General features: G+C 52.7%; 23 protein-coding genes. 10 read left to right on the plus strand and 13 right to left on the minus strand.

Going from position 1 to position 24,009, the window contains the following annotated elements; translation table 11 throughout:
* Window positions 1-366 precede the first annotated feature (366 nt).
* The 3 genes from ABD971_RS24950 to ABD971_RS24960 all read right to left on the minus strand — a co-directional run bounded on the left by ABD971_RS24950 (window position 367) and on the right by ABD971_RS24960 (window position 2,232).
* A complete protein-coding gene (locus tag ABD971_RS24950; RefSeq protein ID WP_345326594.1) occupies window positions 367-771 on the minus strand; it encodes an AHH domain-containing protein in 405 nt (134 codons plus the stop codon).
* A gap of 259 nt (window positions 772-1,030) precedes the next feature.
* On the minus strand, window positions 1,031-1,954 hold the full coding sequence (locus ABD971_RS24955) for a hypothetical protein (RefSeq protein ID WP_345326596.1): 924 nt from the start codon (window positions 1,952-1,954) through the stop codon (window positions 1,031-1,033).
* Window positions 1,939-2,232 carry a hypothetical protein gene (locus ABD971_RS24960; RefSeq protein WP_345326598.1) on the minus strand — a complete coding sequence of 98 codons (294 nt, stop codon included), beginning with the start codon at window positions 2,230-2,232 and terminating at the stop codon, window positions 1,939-1,941. Before ABD971_RS24960 ends, ABD971_RS24955 begins: the two co-directional genes overlap by 16 nt.
* A gap of 273 nt (window positions 2,233-2,505) precedes the next feature.
* Between ABD971_RS24960 and ABD971_RS24965 the strand changes: the two genes are divergently transcribed.
* From ABD971_RS24965 to ABD971_RS24980, 4 genes are all read left to right on the plus strand, one after another.
* Window positions 2,506-2,805, plus strand: coding sequence for a hypothetical protein (locus ABD971_RS24965; RefSeq protein WP_345326600.1), 300 nt, complete (start codon window positions 2,506-2,508; stop codon window positions 2,803-2,805).
* The gene (locus ABD971_RS24970) at window positions 2,802-3,176 is read left to right on the plus strand and encodes a hypothetical protein (RefSeq protein WP_345326602.1); all 375 of its coding nucleotides are present in this window, start codon (window positions 2,802-2,804) and stop codon (window positions 3,174-3,176) included. The genes ABD971_RS24965 and ABD971_RS24970 overlap by 4 nt, the downstream gene beginning before the upstream one ends.
* 102 nt (window positions 3,177-3,278) lie before the next feature.
* Window positions 3,279-4,298: an ArdC family protein gene (locus ABD971_RS24975; protein ID WP_345326604.1), complete on the plus strand. Its 1,020-nt coding sequence runs from the start codon at window positions 3,279-3,281 to the stop codon at window positions 4,296-4,298.
* Window positions 4,299-4,505: 207 nt separating this feature from the next.
* Window positions 4,506-4,799 carry a hypothetical protein gene (locus ABD971_RS24980; protein ID WP_345326606.1) on the plus strand — a complete coding sequence of 98 codons (294 nt, stop codon included), beginning with the start codon at window positions 4,506-4,508 and terminating at the stop codon, window positions 4,797-4,799.
* A gap of 95 nt (window positions 4,800-4,894) precedes the next feature.
* Here the strand turns inward: ABD971_RS24980 and ABD971_RS24985 are convergent, their stop codons facing one another.
* Both ABD971_RS24985 and mobF read right to left on the minus strand, forming a co-directional pair.
* Window positions 4,895-5,302 (minus strand): hypothetical protein, encoded by a 408-nt coding sequence (locus tag ABD971_RS24985; RefSeq protein WP_345326608.1) that lies wholly within the window; start codon window positions 5,300-5,302, stop codon window positions 4,895-4,897.
* Window positions 5,303-5,304: 2 nt separating this feature from the next.
* Entirely contained in the window at window positions 5,305-8,217 is a 2,913-nt protein-coding gene (mobF, locus tag ABD971_RS24990) for a MobF family relaxase (RefSeq protein WP_345326610.1), read from the minus strand.
* Window positions 8,218-8,594: 377 nt separating this feature from the next.
* On the opposite strand from mobF, the gene ABD971_RS24995 reads away from it, so the two are divergent.
* The 3 genes from ABD971_RS24995 to ABD971_RS25005 are packed head-to-tail and all read left to right on the plus strand — an operon-like array spanning window position 8,595 to window position 10,257.
* Window positions 8,595-8,915: a hypothetical protein gene (locus ABD971_RS24995; RefSeq protein ID WP_345326612.1), complete on the plus strand. Its 321-nt coding sequence runs from the start codon at window positions 8,595-8,597 to the stop codon at window positions 8,913-8,915.
* A 20-nt stretch (window positions 8,916-8,935) separates the two neighbouring features.
* Window positions 8,936-9,106 carry a hypothetical protein gene (locus ABD971_RS25000; protein ID WP_345326614.1) on the plus strand — a complete coding sequence of 57 codons (171 nt, stop codon included), beginning with the start codon at window positions 8,936-8,938 and terminating at the stop codon, window positions 9,104-9,106.
* The gene (locus tag ABD971_RS25005) at window positions 9,103-10,257 is read left to right on the plus strand and encodes a PDDEXK nuclease domain-containing protein (RefSeq protein ID WP_345326616.1); all 1,155 of its coding nucleotides are present in this window, start codon (window positions 9,103-9,105) and stop codon (window positions 10,255-10,257) included. The genes ABD971_RS25000 and ABD971_RS25005 overlap by 4 nt, the downstream gene beginning before the upstream one ends.
* Window positions 10,258-10,688: 431 nt before the next feature.
* On the opposite strand, the gene ABD971_RS25010 is transcribed toward ABD971_RS25005, so the two are convergent.
* Together ABD971_RS25010 and ABD971_RS25015 are read right to left on the minus strand one after the other, a co-directional pair.
* Entirely contained in the window at window positions 10,689-11,411 is a 723-nt protein-coding gene (locus ABD971_RS25010; protein WP_345326618.1) for a hypothetical protein, read from the minus strand.
* A gap of 25 nt (window positions 11,412-11,436) precedes the next feature.
* Window positions 11,437-12,372, minus strand: a complete 936-nt coding sequence (locus tag ABD971_RS25015) for a hypothetical protein (protein WP_345326620.1) — start codon at window positions 12,370-12,372, stop codon at window positions 11,437-11,439.
* Between the two features lie 846 nt (window positions 12,373-13,218).
* Between ABD971_RS25015 and ABD971_RS25020 the strand changes: the two genes are divergently transcribed.
* Entirely contained in the window at window positions 13,219-15,837 is a 2,619-nt protein-coding gene (locus tag ABD971_RS25020; protein ID WP_345326622.1) for an HsdM family class I SAM-dependent methyltransferase, read from the plus strand.
* A 3-nt stretch (window positions 15,838-15,840) separates the two neighbouring features.
* Complete coding sequence (locus ABD971_RS25025) at window positions 15,841-16,545, plus strand: hypothetical protein (protein ID WP_345326624.1); 705 nt, start codon at window positions 15,841-15,843, stop codon at window positions 16,543-16,545.
* Window positions 16,546-17,049: 504 nt separating this feature from the next.
* Here the strand turns inward: ABD971_RS25025 and ABD971_RS25030 are convergent.
* From ABD971_RS25030 to parA, 3 genes are all read right to left on the minus strand, one after another.
* A complete protein-coding gene (locus tag ABD971_RS25030) occupies window positions 17,050-18,753 on the minus strand; it encodes a hypothetical protein (RefSeq protein ID WP_345326626.1) in 1,704 nt (567 codons plus the stop codon).
* An 80-nt stretch (window positions 18,754-18,833) separates the two neighbouring features.
* A complete protein-coding gene (locus tag ABD971_RS25035) occupies window positions 18,834-19,076 on the minus strand; it encodes a plasmid partition protein ParG (RefSeq protein ID WP_345326627.1) in 243 nt (80 codons plus the stop codon).
* On the minus strand, window positions 19,073-19,714 hold the full coding sequence (parA, locus tag ABD971_RS25040; protein ID WP_425571367.1) for a ParA family partition ATPase: 642 nt from the start codon (window positions 19,712-19,714) through the stop codon (window positions 19,073-19,075). The genes ABD971_RS25035 and parA overlap by 4 nt, the downstream gene beginning before the upstream one ends.
* A gap of 129 nt (window positions 19,715-19,843) precedes the next feature.
* On the opposite strand from parA, the gene ABD971_RS25045 reads away from it, so the two are divergent.
* Entirely contained in the window at window positions 19,844-20,578 is a 735-nt protein-coding gene (locus ABD971_RS25045; RefSeq protein WP_345326637.1) for an ankyrin repeat domain-containing protein, read from the plus strand.
* A gap of 251 nt (window positions 20,579-20,829) precedes the next feature.
* Here ABD971_RS25045 and ABD971_RS25050 read toward each other — a convergent pair whose 3' ends face one another.
* The 3 genes from ABD971_RS25050 to ABD971_RS25060 form a co-directional block, all read right to left on the minus strand.
* Window positions 20,830-21,573 (minus strand): hypothetical protein, encoded by a 744-nt coding sequence (locus tag ABD971_RS25050; protein WP_345326629.1) that lies wholly within the window; start codon window positions 21,571-21,573, stop codon window positions 20,830-20,832.
* 383 nt (window positions 21,574-21,956) lie between these two features.
* Complete coding sequence (locus ABD971_RS25055; RefSeq protein ID WP_345326631.1) at window positions 21,957-22,688, minus strand: hypothetical protein; 732 nt, start codon at window positions 22,686-22,688, stop codon at window positions 21,957-21,959.
* On the minus strand, window positions 22,688-24,009 hold a 1,322-nt coding region (locus tag ABD971_RS25060), incomplete at its 5' end, for an RHS repeat-associated core domain-containing protein (protein ID WP_345326633.1). The genes ABD971_RS25060 and ABD971_RS25055, both read right to left, overlap by 1 nt.

A 24,009-nucleotide genomic window follows, 5' to 3' on the forward strand; every position in this document is an offset into this window, starting at 1 on the left:
CAGCCCCATTATGAAATCATCACCCGAAATTGTCGCAATGAAGACCCCCACACCACCGAGCTGTCCAAGCCTTCCAAGCAATTGCTGTCGTGCTTGCCCCAGAATCGAATCGTCGTTTTTACCTGGAACCTTAGATTGCACAATCTTCGAATTATTCCGAGCCGTAAATGCCCCTGCCATGTCCTTGTGGTCCTGCAAGTTGGCAACATCCGTTCAGCAGCCATCGCCACCAGATCTTCGCTTGGGTCCAAAGCTATGAAAAGCAAACTTCCAAGTGAAATTGCGACCGGTCGATTTATGCTCATCGGCTTCGTCAGTTTGGCAAGCTCTTTAGCGTGCAAGTAAAACTTAGCGGACTTGAGGCCGTTACGCAGCTCTGCTTGGAGCACGCACCTGAGCAGCGGCGTCAGGCTTCGACAGAATCTCACGGTTGACATCACGACGAATAGCATCAACAACTTTCTCGACTCCCTCTAGGTATTCCTTATCGTGTCCACCATCATGTAAGGCTCTTCCCAGCATTCTTTGATATGAACTTCTATGAGTCGTTGAAGATACTTCACCTGCCTTGTTGGCAGCCCAATTCTTTCCTTTCTTGGTAGGGAGAAACATTAGGTTTCGTTTCGCATGAGGATGAATGCCGATGCTCTGCAAGAATTTTCCTCTCCTCAAAAGGTTTTCGGTACGGCGCACGAAGAAAAGGTCTTGTTGGAGTATGTGGTGGACTTGAAAATACTTGCCGATCTCCATTCGCTCTAACGCCAGTCGCATGGTTTGCCCCCGTCCACACATGGCCAGGCGAGTCGCAGTAGTTTGCGCTATCGATGCGTTGAGAAGTCGTGATAGGGATTTGTCGCAATTCGGATTATCCTTGGCCGCTCTTGCAATTATCGTCCTTGCCCATGCCTGAAACGCTCTGGCGCCACCTGACACTTCTGAGTTTCCACTCGGGTCTACCGCGTTGGCGGGATTGTTCCTGACGTACCGGAACAGATTCGTGTCTCCACTCTCTAGGCCGGTTGGATCATCGCTAGTACATTTCCAAGCTGTGGATAGGAAATCCCGGCAGATAGTGCTCTAGATCAAAACCTGCCGTTGCTAGAGAGATCGCCAGATAATACGCGCGGATGAGTGTTTCTGCGTCAGCGGAATGGCCGTGTTCTTCGATCATTATCGACGCATCTTCGACCGCGATGGCAACGCCACACGCGAGGGCGTAGTCGTCCTTTAGCAACCGCACCTGATCGGCATCAGAGAACGTGCCTCGCCATTCGGGTTCAATCTTCTCGAAGACTCCCAGTTTGTATGCGTCGAACCCGAATGCGGGTGTGTAGTCAACGATCCAGGCATTCACGGCGTCCCAAATCGTACGGGTCCGGGCTGTGAACGCATCCTTGGATAGAATTGCGGTTTGGTCCCTGTGTTCACCTCCGTCGAACGGTTCGGCCGCTTCACGCGTTGCTTCGGCTTCAAAATCCAGGGCGAGTTGTCGTCCACTCTTCGGAGAAGGGGACTTCGGTTCTTCTACTTGACCGAAATCCTGGCACGGTTCGTCTTTTCGGTAGCTGAGCGGATCGTTTTCAAGACGGGTGAGATGATCTTGGATGATGTCCACCGTGTCGCCCGACGGAATGAGTTGGACCATGGCTAGGTTTTCACCGTCGTTACGTTCGATGATCTCACCGAAGTAATCGATTCCATCACGATCGAAGCTGACTCCATCACCGATTTCGAACAGTTCGATGGCTGGACGGATGCCAGGCTCAGCAACTCGATCCGCTTGTGCATTCGCCGCCTCGTCGAACTGCACCGTGATCCATGCATTTCGGATTGCCTTTTCGAACGCCGCCTTCAGTCCGTCGACGCTCTCACGCAGGACTTTGACCTCGTCGGTAAGCAGGATAACCTGTTCTGCCAATGATTCATCGCCTGGCATCGTTACGGCAGGTCGCATTCACTGCGGATCAGCTCAGACGGATGACACGGGCCCGGTGGTTCAGGATCAAAGTCTTCGCCTCCCTCGTTGGGGTCGAAATCGTCGTCACACAAAATCTTACGACACACTTCTGCTGACGCTTGCTCAGCAAATTCCGGTGAAAGTTCCATTGCGATCTGGACCTCAGGTGACAGGAAAACGCGTGGCGGAAATCCGCCTTTTTGAAGCCATCGCAACAGATTGCTCGCGTGTTCGCGTGCCTCTTCACGTTCGTTACTGGCGTATGCTTCCAGCATTGCATTGAAGGTACTCGTCGGATCCATACTTGCGAAAAAAGCACATCCGTAGCGGTATTGTCAACTGATTTCGTCAATGAGCCGTTCTCCTTTCGTGTGCTTGACTGTTTATGCAGCGTCCCGCCTTGCCGTCAACGCTGCAAGGGTTTTCCTGCAACACGTCGCGTGCGCTAGGTTTCGGAAAATCGCTTGCGCGAAGACCCTTGCACCAACGACGGCGAGCCAGGCGGGGATACCGCTTGCATAGTCAATCAACAAAAGGAGAACAGAACCATGTCAAATACCGAAGTTACACCCCCTCGCGAACGTCCACACTCTGAGTTCACCCGAAAAGCCGAAGCACTCATTGCAATTGCACGTCAGGCGGAAGGCTTTCAGGAACAGCTGCGTGAACACACCACTTACGAGGAAAAAACTAATCTTACCGAAATTGCCATCACGGCCAGTCGACTTGCCACCCTTTTGAATACCGCCCATCCCGAGGCATTCTTGATCGGTCTGATCGACCAACTTCAAGACGAATTGTCGTACTTCGCCAACCAATTCAAAGTGATCAGAAAGGAGCAGTCATGAACAGATACCGACCAAACAATCCCTATCCAACACGTCCCGGCTTCGGGCTTCGGGTCCACCATGCCGAGACAGCGATCCGTAAACTGGCGGATGAACCGTGGGCAAATATCTACACACGCGGTTTCGATAACTGCTTCGAAAATGGCGACGGTGATGCAGTTGTCTTCGCACTGATGCACAAAGCCTACGCCGAACGCTCAGCTGACCCGAACGGCCGATCACAGCTTGCCGAGGGCATCGGCATCATGTTCCGAGGGCGTGTGAGCCTGGATGGTTTTCCGCTGAACTGGGAAGCCATCGCGTGGCCAGTCGATCAGGGCGAATTGCTCACCGAAAATCGTGAGGTCAAGCAATTGTCGTTGACAGTGTAAATCGATCCGTGCCAATAACGGCGCAGACACCAAACCAGCAGACGAAAGGGCAGTCACATGACACGCATATCAGAGATCGCCGCAACCGAAAGGTAGGGCGGCATGGCAAAGAAGAAAAGCACCAGCAAGAAACCCAAACGCGACATCTATCAGGAAGTCACGGACAAAATCATCGGATACCTGGAAGAGGGCACAGCCCCGTGGCGTAATCCAATCAAACGTGGCAACGGCGACGGGTGGCCAAAAAACATGGACAGCGGCAAACGCTACCGCGGCATCAACGTGCTGCTGCTTGGTATGTCTGCCTGGAGCGGTGGATACACATCCGATTATTGGATGACGTTTAAGCAGGCTCTAGCCAATGGCGGACAAGTCCGCAAAGGCGAGAAGGGAAGCTTGGTCACATTCTGGAAAATGTACGAGACCAAAGATAAAGACAATGGAAACGACATCACCGTTCCGGTTCTCAAACACTACACTGCCTTCAATGTCGAACAAATCGACGGGATTGAGGCGCCGGACGCACCGAAAGAGGATCCGAATGCCATTCCGTTCCAGCCGCTCGCTGAAGCTGAGCGTATTGTGAACGGCTACCGAGCAAAACCGACCATTGAACACGATGGTGGTCGACGTGCTTTCTACCGCCCTCGCACCGACAGTGTTCACATGCCCGCCCCCGAGCAGTTCGATGAACGAGAAAGCTACTACAGCACTTTATTCCATGAGCTTTCGCACTCAACGGGCCATAGCAGCCGTCTTAATCGTGGCCTGGATGAAACGCTTGCTCCGTTCGGAAGTTTGGATTACAGCCGCGAAGAACTAATTGCCGAAATGGGCGCTGCATTCTTATGTGCTGCCAGTGGCATCAGCCCGCCAACGATCGAGCAGTCCGCATCGTATCTTCAAAGCTGGATCGACGTCCTCCGAGGCGATAAACGACTGGTCGTCGGGGCCGCAGGTGCAGCTCAGAAAGCCGCAGACTTGATTTTGGGTGAGACCTTCAATGACGCCTCCACGGTCCTGGCGGAAACGTCAGCAGAGGAGATGCCGGATGCGGAAGATCGTCTTACGCAGGACAGCCCAAAACTGCCACGCCCTTCATCACAGCTTGATTTGTTTTAGCTGGCGTGCGATTGATCGAGTGAGCAGTGGATTTGATCCGTTCTTAATTGGATGACGATCATGTCACGCTGCCACGAAACGGATCCCGATCCGCAATGGGGCCGTGTACTCGGCTGCGCCTGCGTGCCGCACCAACCCCATGCAGACGGAATCCGTCCCGCGGCGGGAACGCGGGACAGGTCAACCAACAAAGAAAGGACCAATACCATGACACAGACAACAAACAGACCAGCCGACACAATTCGCTACGGATTAGTGAAGGGCGTCATCTGGGGAAATCCATCCAAAGAAGACGGCAAACCACCGCGTTACTCCGTTCAGTACGTTTGCAGCTACAAAACCGCGGACGGACAGTGGACGGATACAACCAGTCTCGGTGAGATCGATAATCTGAAACTGAGCATTCTGATCCCCAAGGTCGCAGACCGGATCGCCGAATTAAAGGCCGCCGATCGTAAAACCAGCGAAGGCGATGAAAATGCGGAGGAGGGTGGCCAATAGGCCATTCTCCCTCGGAAACTTGGTGCGACGGTACGACAATACTTCTAGTCGTATCGTCGCACCGCAATGCCGTCCCAAATTTGGGACGCCCACGGTCATTCCGTCTTGCTCGTTTCGATGACGATCCGGGTGATGTCGGATTCGGTTTCTGGACGACGAACCGAGCGAGGGTCGGCCTCTTGGAGCCATCGCACCGACGCCATCCCAAAGAGAGTTGCCAATTCGCGGAGATTGCGTCCCTCGATTGTAATTAATATCTGCGAGGCGGCGAAGACAACCAGCTTGATCTGGCCGGCGTCGCGACATTCAATCTCACGAACGTCGCTATAGGAATAACTCATCCATCGACCGTCAGAAAGTCGAAGCTGGAACATCATCGGCGGCATTTCGCCGGGATGCGCTGATGCATAAGGTGATGTATCGGTATTCGATATAACCTTGGATACCGAACGCAGAGATGGACCGCTGTGTGTTTCTTGAAATGCTCTTGACGCTTGGGACATAACTAGATGCTCCTTCGAATCTGTGGCGTGTGAAATCGATTATTGGGCCGATGATTGTGTCGATCGGGAGAAGGCTGCGTTGGTCGTGGCTGCCAGCTCATCGCGTTCGTCCGAAGCCACGTTCTCACGCGTGTCCGAAATGCTTCGAAGTGGCGGCGATGTCTGGAGTGACGATTGGACTGAAGGTTGATATCAGGGGCAGGGGACCGGCTCTCCGTTGCCTCTGACGGTCGTTTCCCTTTACGACCCACGAGTTCCGTCGCGGACATTTGCTGGCCGCTCCGCTCGATTGCACGCCTGACCTTTGCTTTGTCGTCAACATAGATCACGACGTCCTCCCTGCCACGAGATGCGGTGACGTACAAGGTTTTGGCGTTGATCGCGGGCAGGGAGGTTGCTCCCATCGCAGAAATTACCACGTCGCGGTCTTTGCCCTGACTGGCGTGACTGGTGATCACGTATCCCAAATCCAAATGCCCATAGTCGCGTGAGACGACCTGCCCGCCTTTGAGAATCAAGTTTCCGCTCGCATCAAACCCTTTCACTTCGTCCAGACGACCGTTGCTCAATCGCGTCTGTCCGTTCTTGCTTGTTCCCCCGAGACTGAACCTGATTTTGTCCCCAGCGGCGAGTCGTACCTCGGCTTCTCGATACACCTCAAATCGATCCGGCGTCGCGATAGGAAGTCGTTTTACTTCACCACTTTGCAGCGATACCAATTGGACCTCATTTCCGACTGCCCCCGCAACGCGGTAGCGGTCTCCCTTCTTGATGCCACCCTGCGAGTTCTGATGAAATTGAACAATTGCTCCGGCCTGTTGCTCGTAGGTCGCCGCTTCGCGTTTCTGGGCTTCGGTCAGATTCATTGATTGCAGTTGCAGAAAAGGACGATCTTCATCGGAGAGCTGGCCTCGCTCGCGAAGCGAGCGTCGGATTTCTGCGGTCGCGGCGGCGGCTTCCGCGTGCGTCGGAGCGACCACCAAGGTTGACTTGCCCTTGTCCATCGCCGCGAGATACCCCTTCGCCAATACCTCGTGCTTGTCGTCGGCGTCGATCTCTTTGATCTTGCCCATCGCGTCGAGCATGTCAAATCCGGCCAGCAAACCAGATTTGCCGGTTTGCTCGTCAATTTCGTGTCCACGACTAATCGTTTCCACGACTTTGCGATACTGTCCCTTTTGACGCTGAATGACCTCGACGCGAGCGATGTTCAAACCGGCTTCACGTTCAAGCAGCCGCATCGCTTCGCCGCGACGGGGTGAAGCGTGCTGTCGCGTGTCGCCGGACAACACCACACGAGCGTTTTGCTCTTTGGCAATGTCAAAGACCGCGTTCAGCGATCGCACGTCCATCAGCCCCGCTTCATCGATCCATATTACTTGGTCGCGAATTTCAGGATGCAGCTTTGTATTGCGGATCAAGTGCTCGACCGTCTGCGTTTGATTGAACCCTTTGTGCTGCAGCACTTCCTTGGCACCGGTGCTGGGAGCGAACGTAAACAGCTTTTTGTTGTTCTGAGTAATCGCATCAGCGGCTTCTTGCATCAGCGACGATTTCCCTGTTCCGGCGCCACCAGTGACCGCCATGACGGTGTCACGGCAGGTCAGAACATGATTAACAGCGGATTTCTGTTGATCGTTCAACCAGTCGCGAACAAAGGTATGCTCTTGTTTCCCGATTGCTTGCCGGGTTCCACGTCCATCACGCGCAAAGTCAATCAACCGTTTCTCGGCCTTGAGCACTTCTTGCGTCGTAACAAGCGACCTCGACGCCCCGTCTTTGTCCAAACTTCGCTGAATAATCGGCTGCTGATCGAGCGTTCGCTCGATTTCTTCAGGCGAAAAGGTCAATCCGTGTTCCAGAGCCGTCGCGACGACTTGGTGCCGTTCCACCGTCGAATGCCGAAACAGATGGTGATCGAGGGCATACTGAACCGATATGGCGGCATCGCGTTGCTCTTCACCGCCATTGCCCCGGACGCTACGTGCCGCCAATCTCTCAAACGCTTGCCTTTCATCATCCGTCAGACGTGACGTCCATTCCTGCCGCAATCGATCGACCGACGTTCCACTTTGCTTTTTCTCTCTCGTTTGCTTTCCGAGTGTCGCTTTCTTGGCCGCATCGTGAATTCCCTTGGACTTGGCGGCAGCCTCGACCTGCTGGGTGCGTTTACTGAACTTTTCGATGGTCGTGCGATCCAATCCGTCGATTTCCCATCCTGCTTTGATCCGTCCCGACTGAGCGAAGCGGGTAGGGGTCACCGCATATCCGAGTTCGTCTCGCAGACGGCGGGCGAGGCGGGATTCAAATTTGGCTTGCAAACTCGCTCGCTGGCGAACGATCTCTTCCATCTGTCCCGCGTAGTGCTTTCCGTCCTGATGTGTCCAGTTAATTACGAATGCATGGATGTGCAAATGTGGATCGGCTTTGCCATCGACGGGGCGGGACGTTTTGTGAAGGAAGTCCGCATAGACCAGTTCGCCCGTGGTCGATTTCTGTTCGCTGTTGTGATGCTCGCCATGACGGACACGGCGCTGCATGAGCGGCTCAATATCCTTCGTCATGGTTTCGCGAACCGCTTCCCGAAGAGCTTCGATTAAACGTTCGTCTTCGTTGATAGCCCAGGCGAGTGAAACCGACTTCGGAACCGAGAACGTCAAATCCATTCCAGGGCGTCGGTCTTTGCGGTTGCGTTGAGTGAGTGGATTTCCGGTGGTGGGATGTTGACCTTGGAGCAGGGCGGAAAACTGTTCTTTAGTTGCATCAGTGCCACGCCCCAGTCCCAAAGTGTCAGCACCTTTACCGTGCCATTGACCGTTGATCTCTTGGCCGAGGTAGTAGTCACCTTGCGTCAATACTTGGTCAAAATATTGACGGGTGGCAGCGATGTTTTTGCTCTGAGTTGCGATCAACATGACGCCTCCAATGACACCCCAGGTTGGAGCTGAAAGAGGAAGAAATAGTAGATAGGCTTGTCCCCTAAGCAGTGCTTAGGCATTAAACCCTGACACGAAAAAAAAGCAAATGCAACGCGTCACAGTGACTCTATCCACAGGCAGGCGATTGGCAGAAGACAGTCAAATAAATCTTCACGGCGTGGAAACTCCGACGCGACGCATGCCTATGAGATGATCCGAAAACGGCCATCAAACGATGTCCGATACGTTCCAAGTCGAGCTGCAACGCGGGACATCCGAAGACTCTCGAGCAAGCTATCCCGCTGAACTATTGCAAGTTGACTCTCGCGATCCAAGATTGCGAACAAAACTTCCAAATCATAGGAGACATCAACGTGAACCGACCCGAAATCTTCCACGAGTTGAGTCAATGCTTAGGGCTCACAACCAAACTAATTGCATTTGCAAAACTGATCGTGATTGTATGGAGATGGTTTCAATCTCGGATCGCTCGTTTTGAGTTTGAACTGATGACGATCGTGGAGGCAGCGGCCTACGCCGGCGTTAGCTCCTCAAAAATACGAAGAGTCGCTAAACTACATCCGGAAATGGCGGTGCCTGACGGAAACGGACGAAACTTACACGGCATTCGACGGGAAGTGCGCCGCCACTTGAATACGGCCCCGAAACGCGCTAAACAGAACAGACAAGGATAAATCGAAGGATGTCGCCACCGATGGCATTGAAAAACACTGAGTTCCACTTGGCCCTTCCGGCGTCCTGCCACGAACTGCGCGGTGGCATGAATGCGACCCGCGGCAGTCGCGACGGAAAATTGGAAGCGAAGGTGAACGAGCATCTTCGCAAAATGGGTATTGAAGCCGAACTCGCGGGAGATGGGCGATGAGCAAGAAGAATTCAACTACGACAGGAAATCTTGATTTTGAGACGCTTGTATCGCTATTCACCTCGACACACGCGGAGCTTCAAACCCAGGTTACTCGCACCGCAAACCGTGCTCTTGTGGTGCGTAACTGGCTGTTTGGTCAGTATTTGGTGGAATACGAGCAAAAAGGACGCGACCGCGCCGAGTATGGACGAGGCCTGATTAATTCTCTGGCGAAACGGATCAAAATTCGTGGAGCTTCAGCGACAAATCTGCGTAAATTCCGAGAGTTTTATGTGGGTTTCCCAATTCAACAGACGCTGTCTGTCGAATTGCCAGCACCAAAAGGCCAGTCGCTGTCTGGCTTTTTGGAATTGGGCAGCGACAGCGATTCAAAAGGAGTCGAGATTCCGCCGTCGGTGTCTGCGCAATTGAAATCGAGATTTTTCCTTTCCTGGTCCCACTACGTCACCCTGCTGACCATCGACAACGCCGACGAACGCAGCTTCTACGAGATCGAAGCCAACCAGAACAACTGGGGCGTCCGCGAACTCAAGCGGCAGATAAACAGTTCGCTGTACCAACGACTCGCCCTCAGTCGCGATAAACACGAAGTCCGTCGTTTGGCGGGCGAGGGGCAAGTGATCGCGAAAGCCACCGACCTGATCAAGAACCCGTTCGTGCTTGAATTCCTCGACCTGGACGAGAAAGCAGGCTACAGCGAACGAGATCTTGAGACCGAAATCATCGACAAGCTGCAAGCGTTCTTGCTGGAACTTGGCAAAGGCTTTCTGTTCGAGGCCCGGCAACGCCGTTTTACCTTCGACGACGACCACTACTATGTCGATTTAGTCCTCTACAACCGATTACTGCGGTGCTACGTGTTACTGGACCTGAAAATCGGAAAGCTCGACCACGGCGATTTGGGTCAGATGCAAATGTATGTCAACTACTTTGACCGTCATGTCAAACTGGACGATGAGCTCCCCACCGTCGGCATTGTATTGTGCGCCCATAACAACAAAGCGATGGTTGAACTAACGCTCCCGTCGGACACCAATATCTTCGCTTCGAAATACCAGCTCTACTTGCCCAGCAAAGAGGAACTCAAACGCGAGCTAGAAAAGATCGAAGCTGAGATTGATGAATTTGGGTTGGCAGCGGGGGAATGATCGCCACTATTGCGACGAACGTAAGTTGGTCGAGCTGGCGTTTGTCCAAGCTCCGGCATTTTGGAAGTGCTCTGACTTGCTCCGGTCGATGAAACCGGAGCATGCAGGTTGTTGCTCAGGACGGTTCGTCCTGTGCGTGCTACTTGTCTGATGCTTGGCCATGAATCTGCCGGTGTCGCGCCTTTGGCTCGAAGTCAGCCGTGTCGGTGCCAGTCGTGAAAATTGGGAATACAATCGGCCGATATTGGGCGTCCCGAGAACGCTCGAATTAGTAGTAGCGACAAGACGGCTAATGAACTTTTTGTCACCGGGGTCCGGGGTTGGGAAGCTAGGTTGCGGTGGCGGAAGGATGATTCAACACCTGAATGAGTTCGCACTTTCAGAACGTATGCTGTGCAAAGGGCTTGAGGCACGGGATTGACTGAATGCCGTCAGTCATTGTAGTCGATCACGGAGTACGGCTTCCGAAGGTCTAGAATGTCAAAGCCCGCTTCGTGCTTCCTGCACGTATATGCCATGATCCCTAAAACCTTAAAGAAGATGAATCGCCAGCAGGTCAGTTGGCTGTTCGGACAGTACGCCATCTGCATGGAGAAGGCATAGTCCCCCGAGAAGAAACCGGGACATTTGCCAATCTCTTGCTCGTTGAAATCGTACAGGGGGTTCGTATTCTTCCTGTCGCCTAGCGTGTATTTCATGATGGAGTGTTCGGCGGGGATTTTCAGCCCATTGCTCAGCTTGTACCACCACCCCCGCACAAGTTTGTCAGTGATCCGCCCAAGTCGTTCGCCCTGCAGGGCCATGTTGATCCCTCCAGGGAACAGCAGTTCCTGCTCTGGGGTCTGCTTCGACAACGAGGCGAACGTGTCGGCCTGGAGCCCTTTGGCCTCCTCCCTTTGAATAGCCCGCATAAACCGCTCTTCGACGGCCTGGGCGTCTTTCGATGCCTCGGCTCCCGAGAGCATCGCCAACCGCTGCATGTACTCGTCGTCCTTGCTCGCGCCACCGTTACATCTTCGGCACGCGGGAACCCACGGTTTATTCTGGGTTCCTTTCGCATAGATCGTCTGAGGTGGGATGTGGTCTTTGGTAGTCCCCGGGACCGGGCAGTAGGCGCACTCGCCGAGGATTGCGGGATTGTTAGCTCTCGCCATCGGTGTAACCTATCAGAGAAATATATTATCCGGCGGACGGGTTTGGCTGGACGGCTGTGACCGTATCCTTAATTTTCGACCAGTACCGGAAGTTCGGGTTGAAAGCCGCCGCAACCTCCGACGCCCGTGAAGCCGCCGCTTCGGGCACGTTGGCGTGCTCGTCAAACAGAACGGCATTTCCCTGGCGGCGAAGGTTGACGGCTCCATCTGCCTGGAACCAGACGGTCCAGGTCTGCACCACGACGAGAATCCGTGGCAGTTTCGCCGCCAGTTGCAGAAACGTCTTGCCAAACTCCTCAACTTCACTTGCCTTCGACTCAAGCCAGGCACGCCATTCAGCCTCGTCGCTGAATACTTTGCCAGGATCGACCTTAAAGGCGTCCTCTAGCCCAACGACAAAAACGCCGAAGCGGTCGTTCTCGTTCAGTTTGCCGTTGAACTTTTTGAGCAGTTTTACGAGTTGGTTCGACGAGTTCGGATGCTTCACCTCGGCACGCAAAGGCTCGATGAACAGGTCCCCGGATGGGTCGTTCGATACTGGATTAAGCGCCACCTTCATCCCATGTTTGATGCACTCTGCTGCGGCGAATAGTTCAAGCTCGAAATCCTTGAAGAATATTTTCTTGTTTTCGCCTTCGCCAGCCGGAGTGCCGTAATCGACCGAGCCGGTAGTGATCTGCTTCAAATGCTGGGTCGGATCGAGCCCGTGGTCGAGGCACGGCCTAAGGGTTTCAGATAGGTTCCAGACGATGCTTGCGGCCCGAGCGCTTTCGACGAACGCTTTCTCGGTGCCCTTTTCGCCCTTCGTGACGGCATCGGCGATTGCTTCCGCTTCAGCCAGAGCCTGCTGGAACCCCTCGCCAGCGACGAGCTTGACCTTGTACGTCTTAAGCAGTTCGCGGATTACAAAGGAACGCCTTTTGAGCTCGTCGAAGTCCATCAAGGGAGTTTTTCCTGTCATGTTTGAGGGTTATCGGTAACTTTCCATAAACGTGCCGGTACATGGCAGGGTAGTGACACCGGGAAACCTACTTTGGTTCAGGACTGTCCATCCTTGTTCTGCCGCAAGGTAGACCACGACGTCGCCTCATGGCGTTTGCGAGAATGGCACTCTCGTTGGTCAATTTATCAAAGTTCTAAACTGCCAAAGAGTTCAATTCCCGTCAACAGTCGCTCTCGCAACCACTGACGGGATATTGTGTTACGAACCAGTTGGGGCGACGGGAATTGAGCTCTGCCACGATGCTATCTCACATGCACCATGTGGGCGTGTCCTGAGCAGGTTTACGGCCTACATCATACGCCAGTGATCCTGCTCCGGTGGCCGACACCGGATCTGCTTTCTCATTTTCAAAAATGCGCCGGTTTCATCGACCGGAGCAGCTCACCGGTGTCGGCCACCGGAGCAGGTTTCATCGTTGGAAGGCTGGGCAAATTCGCCCAACGTACTCGACACGACAGGCAAAAAACTCAAGTTTCGTCTAAATTTGATGATATCTTGCCACTCGACACGAGAGGACTTGGGAACTGTCTCGTCGCAAAGAGGAGCTCCTGCTAAACTTCTTATGCGAAAACCTCCGTCAACTTTTCCGTTCCGAGACACATGGACGCATCTGCCCTCCAATCTGTTGAACTGCTCCGTGAGAACGGGCGGCCTGTCGATGGTCTAGTGGTTGTTGCAAATCCTCCAAAGCGATTGCCAGCGAGCGAAAAAGCTTTCATTGAACGAACGTCAGCCATCGGCGACGTAGACTTCGTGTTTTTTCGTCGATTCAACGATGGTCGCTCATCGCATCCTGCTGCGTTTGTGATTGACAATAGTAGTGAGCGGCTGACGAAAAAAGAACTCGCGAAACTGCACAATGACCTGTGGCTGAACGGAGGCGCTCCGCTAGCCTACGTGGCTTGGCCTACGCAAGTAGACATTCTCAGTTGTGCCCGTGGGCCTGACTTTTGGACTGACAACGAAAGAAAATACTCACCGGCATTTGAACTTGAGATTGCGTCTGGGATTGCGAAAGTTCTGAGCGACAAACGCCGTTTCTCAGCCAATCGACTCGCGGATGGTACCTTCTGGGACGACCCGCAAAATCATTCGCTGGCGGATCATGACCATGCTGCTCATGAATCGCTTATTCAGGCGATCGTCGAAACAGATGCCGACATCGGTGGCGAATCTAATCCGACGCTTAGGCGCCTGCTGCTCCTGGTCGTTTTGATTAAGTACCTTGAAGATAGGGAAGTGTTTCCGGGACCGGGTTGGTTTGGCCACTTTCACAAAGGCGCTCGAAACTTTCTGGACGTGCTAAAGAGTGGCGATCCAGCTTGTGTGTTACGGCTTTTGAGCAACCTGGAAAGCAAGTTCAACGGCGACGTCTTTTCGTTGCCATCTGAATCGAAACTGACTGCCAGGACGCTAAAACAATTTGCAAAATTGGTTGAAGCGAAGACGTTGAAAAAACAACGGTACTTGTGGGATCAATTCTCGTTCTCACATGTACCTGTTGAAGTCATTAGCCACCTCTATCAACGGTTCGTTCAGGATAGCACGGCAGTATACACGCCACCGTTCTTGGCGGCATTGTTGCTCGACTTTGCGATGCCTTACCACAAACTCTCTGGCAAAGAGCGCGTGTTGGACCCGGCGTGCGGGTCAGGCGTTTTTCTCGTCGGTGCGATGCGGCGTTTAGTCAACGTTTGGCGTTCAAAAAACAATTGGGCCAATCCGACGGTCGAGACGCTCAAGAGCATCCTTCGCGAACAGGTTTTCGGGGTCGAACGAGACCCAACCGCCGTCGATCTGACTGCTTTCAGTCTTGCATTGGCTGTTTGTGATTCGCTCCAACCGAATGTCATTTGGAACGAACTACGCTTCGACCGTCTGCGAAACCAGAACGTTTTTGAAGACGACTTTTTCAACTTCGCCAGCGTAGGCGACGACGGGGACATGCCATCACTTGGGCAGTTTGATGTCGTGATTGGCAATCCGCCGTTTGAATCTGAGTTCTCCGAGCCAGCAATACGGGTCAACAAGTTCCACGAGAAGGAGCGAGGCTCGATTCCTGATAAACAGATTGCGTATCTGTTTCTGGATGAGGCTTTGCGCACCGTCACCGATGAGGGAGTGGTTTGCCTGATTCAACCATCGGGTTTTCTATACAACCTTCAATCTCATCTTTTCCGTGCGTCACTTGCGCAAACAGGACGTTTGTCGACGATTTTGGATTTCACGTCGATTCGTGGTCTGTATGGCAGTTCGGGAGCTGATCCGAAAACAGTTGCGGTCTTGGCCGGACCGGAATCTTCAAAGATTCGCCATCTAACGTTTCGCCGAACATACGAAACGACACAGCGCGTGGCCTTTGAAATCGACCACTATGACCGGCACCAGCTCACTCCCTTAGAAGTCGTTGAGAATGCGAAAGCTGCGAGACCCAATCTACTTGGTGGCGGAAGGCTTGGTAGACTTGCTTCGAGGCTTAGTGAGATGAGAACGCTGGGCGAAGTTGTCAACGAAAATGGTTGGCTGATGGCAGAAGGCTTTATTTCAGGAAAATCTGGCAAGAAACCCGGACCTCATCTTACTGGCCAAGTCTTTTTGCCGACACGTGCATTGACTGACAGTGGAATTGATGAGACTCAGTTGTCCGAGGTTACGGAGACAGAGTTTTACCGAAGCGGAACGGAGGAACTTTTCCAACCGCCTTTGATCTTGTTCCGGGAGCATGAATCGTTGCCAATGGCGTTCTGGGGTCGGTGCACATTGGCATTCAAGGACAAGATTGTTGGGATTCATGCTTCGCCTCGCGACAAGGATGAGCTTAAAGAGCTCTATGACTTTTTGCTATTGAATCGTGCAAGGCTGCGATTTGCGGTAGCTCTAAATGGTTCACAAGCTCTTGTTGGAAAGGCTACAGCACTACTCAAAAACGATCTCGAATCACTGCCTGTCCCGAGAGAGCAATCTGAGCTTGATTTCGCGTTCTGGGAGCAAGCACTCGCTGATGACACGCTCGAATTCATGGGCGAGTACGTGCGACTCGGCCAGAACTCCGCATTGCTAAAAGAGACAGCGACTACAGAAGCCGTTGATGCGTACTCAAAACTCTTCTGCCGAATGCTCGGCAGCATCTATGACAACCTTCACGCGGCCGATCCAGTCTTCCTAGACGGATTGATCTGCCAGCCTTTCTACTTCGGTAACGAGCCTTCCGTGGAGTGGTTAGGCCCGAACTGTGAACAGCACCTTCAACAATTAGTGTTTGACACCGCAATTGACTCACTACGCACTATTCGTGTCGTCCGAATTTATCAAGAGAACGTCATCTTCATCATCAAACCGGACCGCTTGCGGTACTGGATTCGCTCGACCGCGGTCCACGATGCTGACGACACTCTGCTCGAATTGCAGCAGCAGGGATTCTGATCCGTGAGCAGTAACAACAGTGTTCACGGTCGTCTGACGCACGGCCCCGTTCCCGACTCTTCGGTCGATAAAACCCTTCAATTCGTCTACGCCGAACTTCCAATCTGGCGAGACAAGCCGCATCGTTCAGAGGAAACGAGCGAGGAAGCCTTAAACGCCCAGCTATGCAAGCACCTCAATGCTGCGGCTCGGCGAAATGATTTTTCCATGGCTCATTTTCATCACGAAGAACGCCAAGGGAACCGTCGTCGCGTTGACTTATCCGCGCAGCCAGTGGTTACAACGGTGATCGAAGGACGCACCTACCATGATGACGAAGCGTTCCTTGTCATGGAGGGAAAACGGCTGCCCGCCGATCGAAAAAGCCGTGAGAGAGAGTACGTCACGGGGATCAACGAGTCAGGAGGGATCCAGCGATTCAAGCTCGGCTTACATGGTGCACAGTACGCAAAAGCTGCCATCATCGCGTATGTGCAAAACACGAATTCCACCGACTGGTTTAAAGCAATCAACGGCTGGATCGAAGACCTAGCGAATTCTGCTGACGCAACTTGGACGATGTCCGATCAACTTCGTTCTTTACAGCCCGATCCAAAGTCCCGAACGTCGCGATCTGAGTCAGTCCACAGCCGAGTTCGAGGTGCAAGCCCAATGATCATTCTGACGCATCTTTGGATCGAGATGAATGTTTCTGCGAAAGCAGACTGAAAGATAGTTTTAATGGCTCGAGAACTGTGGAGATTTCACGCTAACGCTGCAGATCATTAATGTACTTGGAAACGGGGCACCTTTCTGCCGGGCATTCGGCACCTCCGGTTTCATCGACCAATGCACGTTTGCTTCCGAGTAAGCTGTAGACGGTTGGACAAAGTTTAGCGTCCAATGAAATTTTCGGAGCTGAAGCAGACTCTTACTTTATATCAAATCGTTACTCGCGCGCTCCGGTGGCCGACACCGGAGCAGGAAATGAGGATAGGGACGGGAAACACAGGATAATATGTGTTCTCGACTTACTCGAACTGGCCCAGATCCGCCCCTGCCATTGCGTGATAATATCAGTTACCGAAAACGTGAGCAGCTTGGAATGAGCAAGGCCCCACAATCGCACGCACTTATTCGTTCGACCATGTTCCCGTCGGATCGGCAAACACCTTCGTCCAGTGTCAATTAGAACTGCACTGCGAGCATTCCTAATTGACGCAGTACACTCCTTCACTGTTGTTTTTCTTCGTCGAGACGCTCGACAAGGCGTCGAACTTGAACAGGAGGTAACAGTTGTAGGACACGCCGCATTTCTGGTTCGGAAAGAGACGCGATATCGATTTTCTGCCCTTTGGATTGCCAAGTTTTCTTTGCATTCCTCTCCGTTTTGACTTTCCGGATTGCCTGGTTCCAGCTTTTCTCGAACCGGTCCAGACTGCTTCGATTTCGAATAACGGACGCGATCAGCCATGTCAGGGCATCGGTAAATTCGCGGCCGCCATCGTATCCGTATATGTGCGTGTGCTCATGGAGAAAGGTGGCGAGCGCCGAAGCGAGGTCTGATTCAAATACTGAAGCAGAAAGAAACACTTGTGACGTTCGATAGGGAAGAGCCTTTTTGAATTGGCCGAGAAGGGTTTCCGTTTCTGCCACCGAATAGCTGGGCCGGCGGCTTCCGAATGATTCCCAAATTTCGGGTGCAAACTCCTGCACCGCGTCGTCAAGTATCTGTTTCGATGCCGTTTCAGTTGGGGATAGCGACCGACGCCCGTTGCGTTCAGCTTCCTTTTCTGCCTGCTTGACTTGCTTCTGGAAAAACACTTCGGCATTCTCTACACCGAATGCGCTGAAATAGGCCGGAAGGGCGGTCCTTCCTGCAGCTTTCCATTCCCCCTCCTTTGCAGTTATCCGCATCTGCGTCATTGGATCAGTGGATTTACATACCGCAAAGTAGTCATCAGCAAATCGATCTGAAATCAGTGTTCCTACTCGGGGGCGTTTCGACGCAATTGCAGAGAGCAAGGCATGCGACTTACCGTTCTGCCAAAGCGGCTTTGCAGCATCTAAAACCACGCCAATGGCGCGCCAGTCATGCTTGAAGAAATTGTTCGCCCAAACACTATAGAACGTCCCAAGTACAACATCATCGAACGCTTTTCGGTCTCGATCCTGGGTCGTTTTCCGTTCAATTTGTTGATACGCTTTTTCACACACAAGCACCAAAGGCAAACCGCTCATTTCGCCCCGCTTCAATCCACGGTAAAACAGATGCCCTTTCTCATTGGTCGATTGAAAAACCGATAGTTTCCCGTCGGGTGAACGTGCGAGCAACTCACCTGACAGTGAGTTACCGTCGTGCCAAAACTGGCTAAGCGCACACGAAATCTCGGCTGTCAGATCCGAAGTCACCTTTTGGATAATTAGCTTGCTACCAATGCACTCGGTCGGCAGTTCGTAAAAATCGTAGACCAAGGGCTGCACAGAAGAATTGCCAAGCTCGCGTTCTGCCAGTCGCACGTTGACCGCACCATTTCCAGATTGCGCAACGACAATTGCCTCTGGATGCCTGCGCAACAAACAGGCAATCGCAGCCTTGAATCCTTCCCCATACTGCCCAACGTGCTCCTCCGTCTTTTCTGACGCAAGGTAGAAAAGCTTATTCAGGTCAAAGCTGACCTTCCCAACAACGGTTGCCGAGGCCCCCTCCGCCGTTATCGAAATATCTTGAACGTTGGACAGATGGGAGTCGTAGAAGTTTTGCAGAAGATCGCGGGCAATCATCGAGTCACTCCAATCAACTCCCCAGGCCGTCGTGACGGAGCTTTCTTGCGATCGAACAAACTTAAGTTTGCTGAATTCTTTCGTTCGAACTGGGAATTTCGGCAGCATTTGCTTCTCGCAAGTTACGTTCCACTCAACGTTTGCAGAAAACACCGAGCAGACCTGTGGTAAGGTTGGTTCGCGAAGAGACGATGTATCATACCGAAAACATCCACAAATTGTTAAGCTGGAGACTACCCGTGTTCGTGGCTGCGGACATCACGTTCGATAAGCGTTCGAACTAAGTCGGCAATCTGGATGCCGCGTTTAGCACAGCTGATTTTCAAGTCGGTGTGCAACACCGGGTCAATGTCGATGGTCAATCGTTTTGGTTTGACGCCCGGTTTGGATGCGATAGCAGGATCTCGTGTATCGACCCACTTGTCGATTGCTGCTTTCGGCTTTGCACGGGCCGACATCGTAATTCGTTTGCTCATTTCAACCTCCTTAGTTCGTTGACAAACTTTATGATCTCTCTCGCTGCCTTGGATAGCTTCTGATTTAGCACCGTTGAGCCACTTGCCGCACTTTCGGCGAACGCGACTCGTTGACCGATATCGTTCTTGAGCACAGGTACTTCTAGTTCTGCTAAGGCATCCCGCACATCCCTTCCAATCGCCGTGTTGGTGATTTTGCGATTGATCACAAGACAGCATTTGATTTCGGGTTTATAAACTTGGGCTTCTCTTACCAAGTCAACCGTTTCAGCCGCAGCCCAAACGTCCATGGGTGAGGGCTGGACAGGAATGACGACGATGTCGGCAGAGAGAATGATCGAACGTGCCAATTCGGTAACGCGGGGTGGCCCGTCGATTACAACATCGTCGTAATCTTGAGCAAGCAGGTCGATCTCTTTGTGAATGGTCGCCTTGGGCATCCCAACCACTGTGAAGTTGGCTTTCTCGCGGTAATTCGACCAAGCCAGTGAACTCCCCTGCGGGTCGGCGTCGATCAAGAGCACGCGACGCCCTCGCCCCGAAAGCTCGGCGGCGGTGTGAATGGAAAGCGTGGTCTTGCCAACACCACCTTTTTGGTTCAGGAATGCATAAATCATGATCGTCGTATTTCTGTGCATGAGATTGCACGTTGTTACGACTTCAGGCTACACGACCTTTTATCGAGGCGCAACAAGTTTCTTCGTGCCCGACGACACTCGACATAAACTGCTTGCGTTCATGCGATTGCCGTGGCAATTTGCCAGGAAATGTTGCCCGACTATCAACTCATCACCGCCATCGAAAGCGGTTGCCTCGACGAATTCAACGAAGCGGTCAATCGCGGCGCAACTACGGCTGCCCGAGATTTCAACGGGAGAGGCGTTCTAGAGATTGCGATGAGACGCGGACGGCAGGACATGGCGAGACGCCTTATCCGGGACGGGGCCGACCCAAACGGGGCAGTTGGAAAAAGAGGGGACCGGCTGATCCACTTGGCGTCACGAACTGGCAACATCGGTTTTCTAACAATCCTCCTTGACGCTGGCGTCGATCCCAACACAACGGGAAACAGTCGACGCACGGCATTGCACCACGTTGTAAAAGAGAAATACGAGTTCATGGCCCGAATCCTGCTTGACCATCACGCAAACCCCGATGCAACCGACGATCAAGGCAACACGCCGCTCCATATCGCCGCGGCGAAAGGCTACATGCCCGTGATCCGCCTACTTCTGACCCACCACGCAACCGCAACCATAAGCAACAACCTGCTTTACACGCCAATCCACAACGCCGCCGCCGAAGGTCACACCGTAGCTGTCAGGAAGTTGCTCGGCCACGAGCTGTCAGTGAACCCTCGCTTCGAGAGTACGGACATCATCAGCCGCGTCCGCCGCGTCGCAGAACTACACGGACAAACTGAAACCGCAAACGCATTGCAATTAACAGAGAAGGGCGAAAACCAGCCCTTCAACTGCACTGGAGCTCCCGCTCCTAGTTAGCTGTCAAATCTGACACATTCCGAACAAATATCAGAAACTTGTTAAGCTGCACGTTGAAACACTTTTCTGCGTGAGCGTTTCACGAAGTGCAAAAGTGTCAGCTTGCGATCACTGGAATGAGCATCGGAATGAATCTGTGCGATATCTCCGCACGGGGAGCAGAAATCGGTGTTGGATTGGTTTTGTTCGCGATTGGAATCGGTGCCATTTGGATGTAACGAACACGCCCCTTTCCCCCCGTCTCTGTCATTTCAGTGCTTAACAGGGTGATAGAGCAGATTGGGTTCAAACGTAGGAACGTCTTGCAGGCTGAATTCCGGTCTCCACTGCATCGTTTCAAATGTATATATACGATCACGCTGTGCGTTGGGAGTGAACCCGCTTACCCCGCCCATGTCGGCGACAACTAGTCCGTCCTGTTCAAGCAAGGTGGGTATCGTAACCTCACAGTGACCTGACCAGCCCAACAAGAATCGCTTCCGCAACGCACAAACAGCGGCAGCTGACAACCGGTAAATCGGATTGAATGACGCGAGCGAGGCGTTCGGGTGGTTCCACTCGATTGTTGCACCAGGAGGTGGTTTCAGCGAATCCCACCAACACCAATTCGCATCCGTTTCGTATCGGCGCACTCGAGTTGCCAAAAAGTCCGCATAATCGTCAAACTCATTGAAAAAATCAAGCCAACTCGCTGTCCACTGCACATCAAACTCGATCGCCCATACGAAATCGACTTTGCGAGTGTACGCAAACTCAATCACAGGAAAATGGGCGCTCCCTGGAATGAGTGTTCCTGAGATGGGATGATAACCGACCTTCACTAAACTCTCGTGACAGAACCCCACAACACTGCGATCGCCAAACTCACTCACCGCACACGAATTCTCGTCGACAAGAAGATACTTGCTCCATCCAGGAGGCAATTCAATCGAATCGAAATGATCAATAATCGATGCATTTGATTGATGAGTTAAAAACAGCACACAAACTTTCATCACGCTTCCCTGCTTCGAAACTATCCTGCTGGATGACGCTCCCCGCCCTAAGTACTCGTCCGTCAAAACGGCCGACTCTATGTCGACAAGGCTGGACATTGGGATCATTTGACCAGGGCACTGGTTTTGAAGTGGAGTGTAACCTCGCTGCCGTTTGGATAACGTGTGGCGGTGTAGTGAAACGCATTGCCACATACCATCGATATGTGACTGATCGCTGCTGCATTAGCCAAATGCTAATCGTCGCTTCATGCAGGTGCATCAGCTTGCTTACTCAACAAAGAGGTTCAACAAAGAGGTTTGACCCATTTGATTCGTTCGCGTGCACATTAAAGAGGTTTGCCCCATTTGATCGTGCGGACACCTTTGATTTGCCCTGCGTTTCAAAAACGATCTTCCCAATCGTCCTTTATCGAGCCTGAAGATCCGGTCGGCATTCGATCAATCTCTATTTTTTTTCCATCGATTGTGACTTCTGAGAATAGTACTGAAGCGATCTTGCCATCCAAGGGGCCAAGTGAACTTCTAATGGCGATTATCGACCCGGAATCTCTGTCGATTGTAGCTTCACAAAGGTAATCCGCTGACTGAAGCCGATATTGCAGACGACGCTCTCTCAATTCGTCATGGTTATCAATGATACTCCAGATTCCTTCGGCAGCCTTGATCGCGACGGAATCACTTTCGCCAAGCAACAGCAGAGGAATGAACACCGAGGTATGCATCGTCGATCTTCTCATTCTTCGCAACATCTGAGGAAGAAGTGACGAATCGGTTTTTACGATGGGCTCGCAGTGCCACTCACCGGTCAAGTAACCATCTTCAGCCTTGAGGGAGCAGCAGACTGAGGCATCTGTCTTGAAAGCAAATGATTTGTTCCTAACAAAGTCAGTGGTGAATGAAAACTGCTGGATCACTTTTTTTTCGGCCTCACTGCGGTAAATCAAGACTTGTGCCTTGTCTGAATACGAGTTGCAGCGTTTGTACTTCGAGAATATTTCCTCGATTGCATTCGGCGATTCGTTGTCACGTCGTACAGTTTCCTGAGCCCTGATGTCAGAACCGATGCATGCTGAAATAGAAGCGATCTGAAAATGTCTTCGAGAAATTTGCATTATTGTACTCGTCCTGGCAAGCGATCGCATTCCCGCAGCACCCTAGGGAATCCTGCCCGTAATCGTCCCATGTCAAATTGGTATATCCGATATGCTTGGAGGATGCAGCCTGGTATCGGCTCCGAGCATTTACCGCATTCGTATCCTTCATACGGTCGCCCTTGAGTGCATTCGTAATACTCGTGTGCGCACAGGTACAAGTTGTATGCTAAGTCTTCGTGAATAAGTCGGAGTAGTCTGTCGCGAGTCGCAGCGGCCCGACGATAACATCTAGCGCGAGGACTTTGGTCAATTCGAAGACCACTCGAATCAGTGTAGCTGAGACCAAATAGATTTTCGTAAAGATTAAAAGTCCCCCCCTCGAACCCGATTGGATCTCTGGAGCTAAACCGGCCCAGTTGAGGGTCGTACCAGCGGTTGCGGAAGTAATACAGTCCCACGTCCGGTGCCCACTCTCGACTGGTGTACGTGTAGTGAACGCTGTAGTTGCTGCTGGTTCGCGGAGTGAAGTCGGGCGCGAAGTAAGACAAGTTGCCGTACGGATCGTACTCGTAGCGCTCCTGCACACTTCCTGAATCACTGACCACTGCTGTCGTATTCCAGTTGGCATCGGCTAAGTAATACAGCCGCTCGCCTAATAGTCCGCCCGAAGGGGAGATGTCGCGGTCTCGTGCAATCAGGTCATCGATGTAACGCATGCCCCAGACGTATTGACGTCGTGGGGTGTTGGAGGTGTCAACATGTTCTTCTAGGCACTGCCAGCTGTCGGTGAAATAGTACTCACGCGTTGCTGCGAGCGCTCCCGAGGTGTATTCCTTCGCGGCGACACGGAAGCTTCGGCCGTCATACTGGTTTTCTAGCAGCACGTTCGAATTGGCGTCGTCAACCAGCTTCGTCATCCGATTCCAGGCGTCGAACGTCGCCGTCATTGTGGCGTTTGTGCCAAGATCGGGACGTGGGTTCGTGGTTGTGTTGCCGTTCTTGTCGTACGCCGGGGTCGCCCAGATGTTGCTAGGCGTATTGCTGATGTCAGTGATCTCGTTGACCGCATTGGCAGTACGGGTTTGATTGAAGTCCCACGTTCCATTGCCATTCTCGTCCTGCCGGAATTCCGACCAGTTGCCAGTTGGATCGAGTTTCCAGCACTGCGCCGCATCAAGCGTTTCAATCGCAGTGTGCGAGCCGTTCAATTCACCTCGCTGAGCCGTCTGCAAGCGGTTCAGTCCATCGTAGTGGTAGAGCCAGTCATGCTCGCGGTTCGGATCGGACGGGTTCTCTCGCCACGTTCGGTTGCTTGCACGATCATAACCGTACTTTACAC

It is taken from the genome of Novipirellula rosea (assembly GCF_039541335.1).
In the GTDB taxonomy this organism is placed as follows: domain Bacteria; phylum Planctomycetota; class Planctomycetia; order Pirellulales; family Pirellulaceae; genus Novipirellula; species Novipirellula rosea.

What these genes read in the sequence shown, in the direction of transcription:
- ABD971_RS24980 (WP_345326606.1), top strand. Translation starts at nt 4,506, where the DNA reads ATGACACAGACAACAAACAGACCAGCCGACACAATTCGCTACGGATTA.
- ABD971_RS25045 (WP_345326637.1), top strand. Translation starts at nt 19,844, where the DNA reads ATGTTGCCCGACTATCAACTCATCACCGCCATCGAAAGCGGTTGCCTC.
- ABD971_RS25010 (WP_345326618.1), bottom strand. Translation starts at nt 11,411, where the DNA reads ATGGCGAGAGCTAACAATCCCGCAATCCTCGGCGAGTGCGCCTACTGC.
- ABD971_RS24985 (WP_345326608.1), bottom strand. Translation starts at nt 5,302, where the DNA reads ATGTCCCAAGCGTCAAGAGCATTTCAAGAAACACACAGCGGTCCATCT.
- ABD971_RS25000 (WP_345326614.1), top strand. Translation starts at nt 8,936, where the DNA reads ATGGCATTGAAAAACACTGAGTTCCACTTGGCCCTTCCGGCGTCCTGC.
- ABD971_RS24950 (WP_345326594.1), bottom strand. Translation starts at nt 771, where the DNA reads ATGCGACTGGCGTTAGAGCGAATGGAGATCGGCAAGTATTTTCAAGTC.
- ABD971_RS24970 (WP_345326602.1), top strand. Translation starts at nt 2,802, where the DNA reads ATGAACAGATACCGACCAAACAATCCCTATCCAACACGTCCCGGCTTC.
- ABD971_RS25055 (WP_345326631.1), bottom strand. Translation starts at nt 22,688, where the DNA reads ATGCAAATTTCTCGAAGACATTTTCAGATCGCTTCTATTTCAGCATGC.
- ABD971_RS24965 (WP_345326600.1), top strand. Translation starts at nt 2,506, where the DNA reads ATGTCAAATACCGAAGTTACACCCCCTCGCGAACGTCCACACTCTGAG.
- ABD971_RS25005 (WP_345326616.1), top strand. Translation starts at nt 9,103, where the DNA reads ATGAGCAAGAAGAATTCAACTACGACAGGAAATCTTGATTTTGAGACG.
- parA (WP_425571367.1), bottom strand. Translation starts at nt 19,714, where the DNA reads ATGCACAGAAATACGACGATCATGATTTATGCATTCCTGAACCAAAAA.
- ABD971_RS24975 (WP_345326604.1), top strand. Translation starts at nt 3,279, where the DNA reads ATGGCAAAGAAGAAAAGCACCAGCAAGAAACCCAAACGCGACATCTAT.
- ABD971_RS25015 (WP_345326620.1), bottom strand. Translation starts at nt 12,372, where the DNA reads ATGACAGGAAAAACTCCCTTGATGGACTTCGACGAGCTCAAAAGGCGT.
- ABD971_RS24960 (WP_345326598.1), bottom strand. Translation starts at nt 2,232, where the DNA reads ATGCTGGAAGCATACGCCAGTAACGAACGTGAAGAGGCACGCGAACAC.
- mobF (WP_345326610.1), bottom strand. Translation starts at nt 8,217, where the DNA reads ATGTTGATCGCAACTCAGAGCAAAAACATCGCTGCCACCCGTCAATAT.
- ABD971_RS24955 (WP_345326596.1), bottom strand. Translation starts at nt 1,954, where the DNA reads ATGCGACCTGCCGTAACGATGCCAGGCGATGAATCATTGGCAGAACAG.
- ABD971_RS25050 (WP_345326629.1), bottom strand. Translation starts at nt 21,573, where the DNA reads ATGAAAGTTTGTGTGCTGTTTTTAACTCATCAATCAAATGCATCGATT.
- ABD971_RS25035 (WP_345326627.1), bottom strand. Translation starts at nt 19,076, where the DNA reads ATGAGCAAACGAATTACGATGTCGGCCCGTGCAAAGCCGAAAGCAGCA.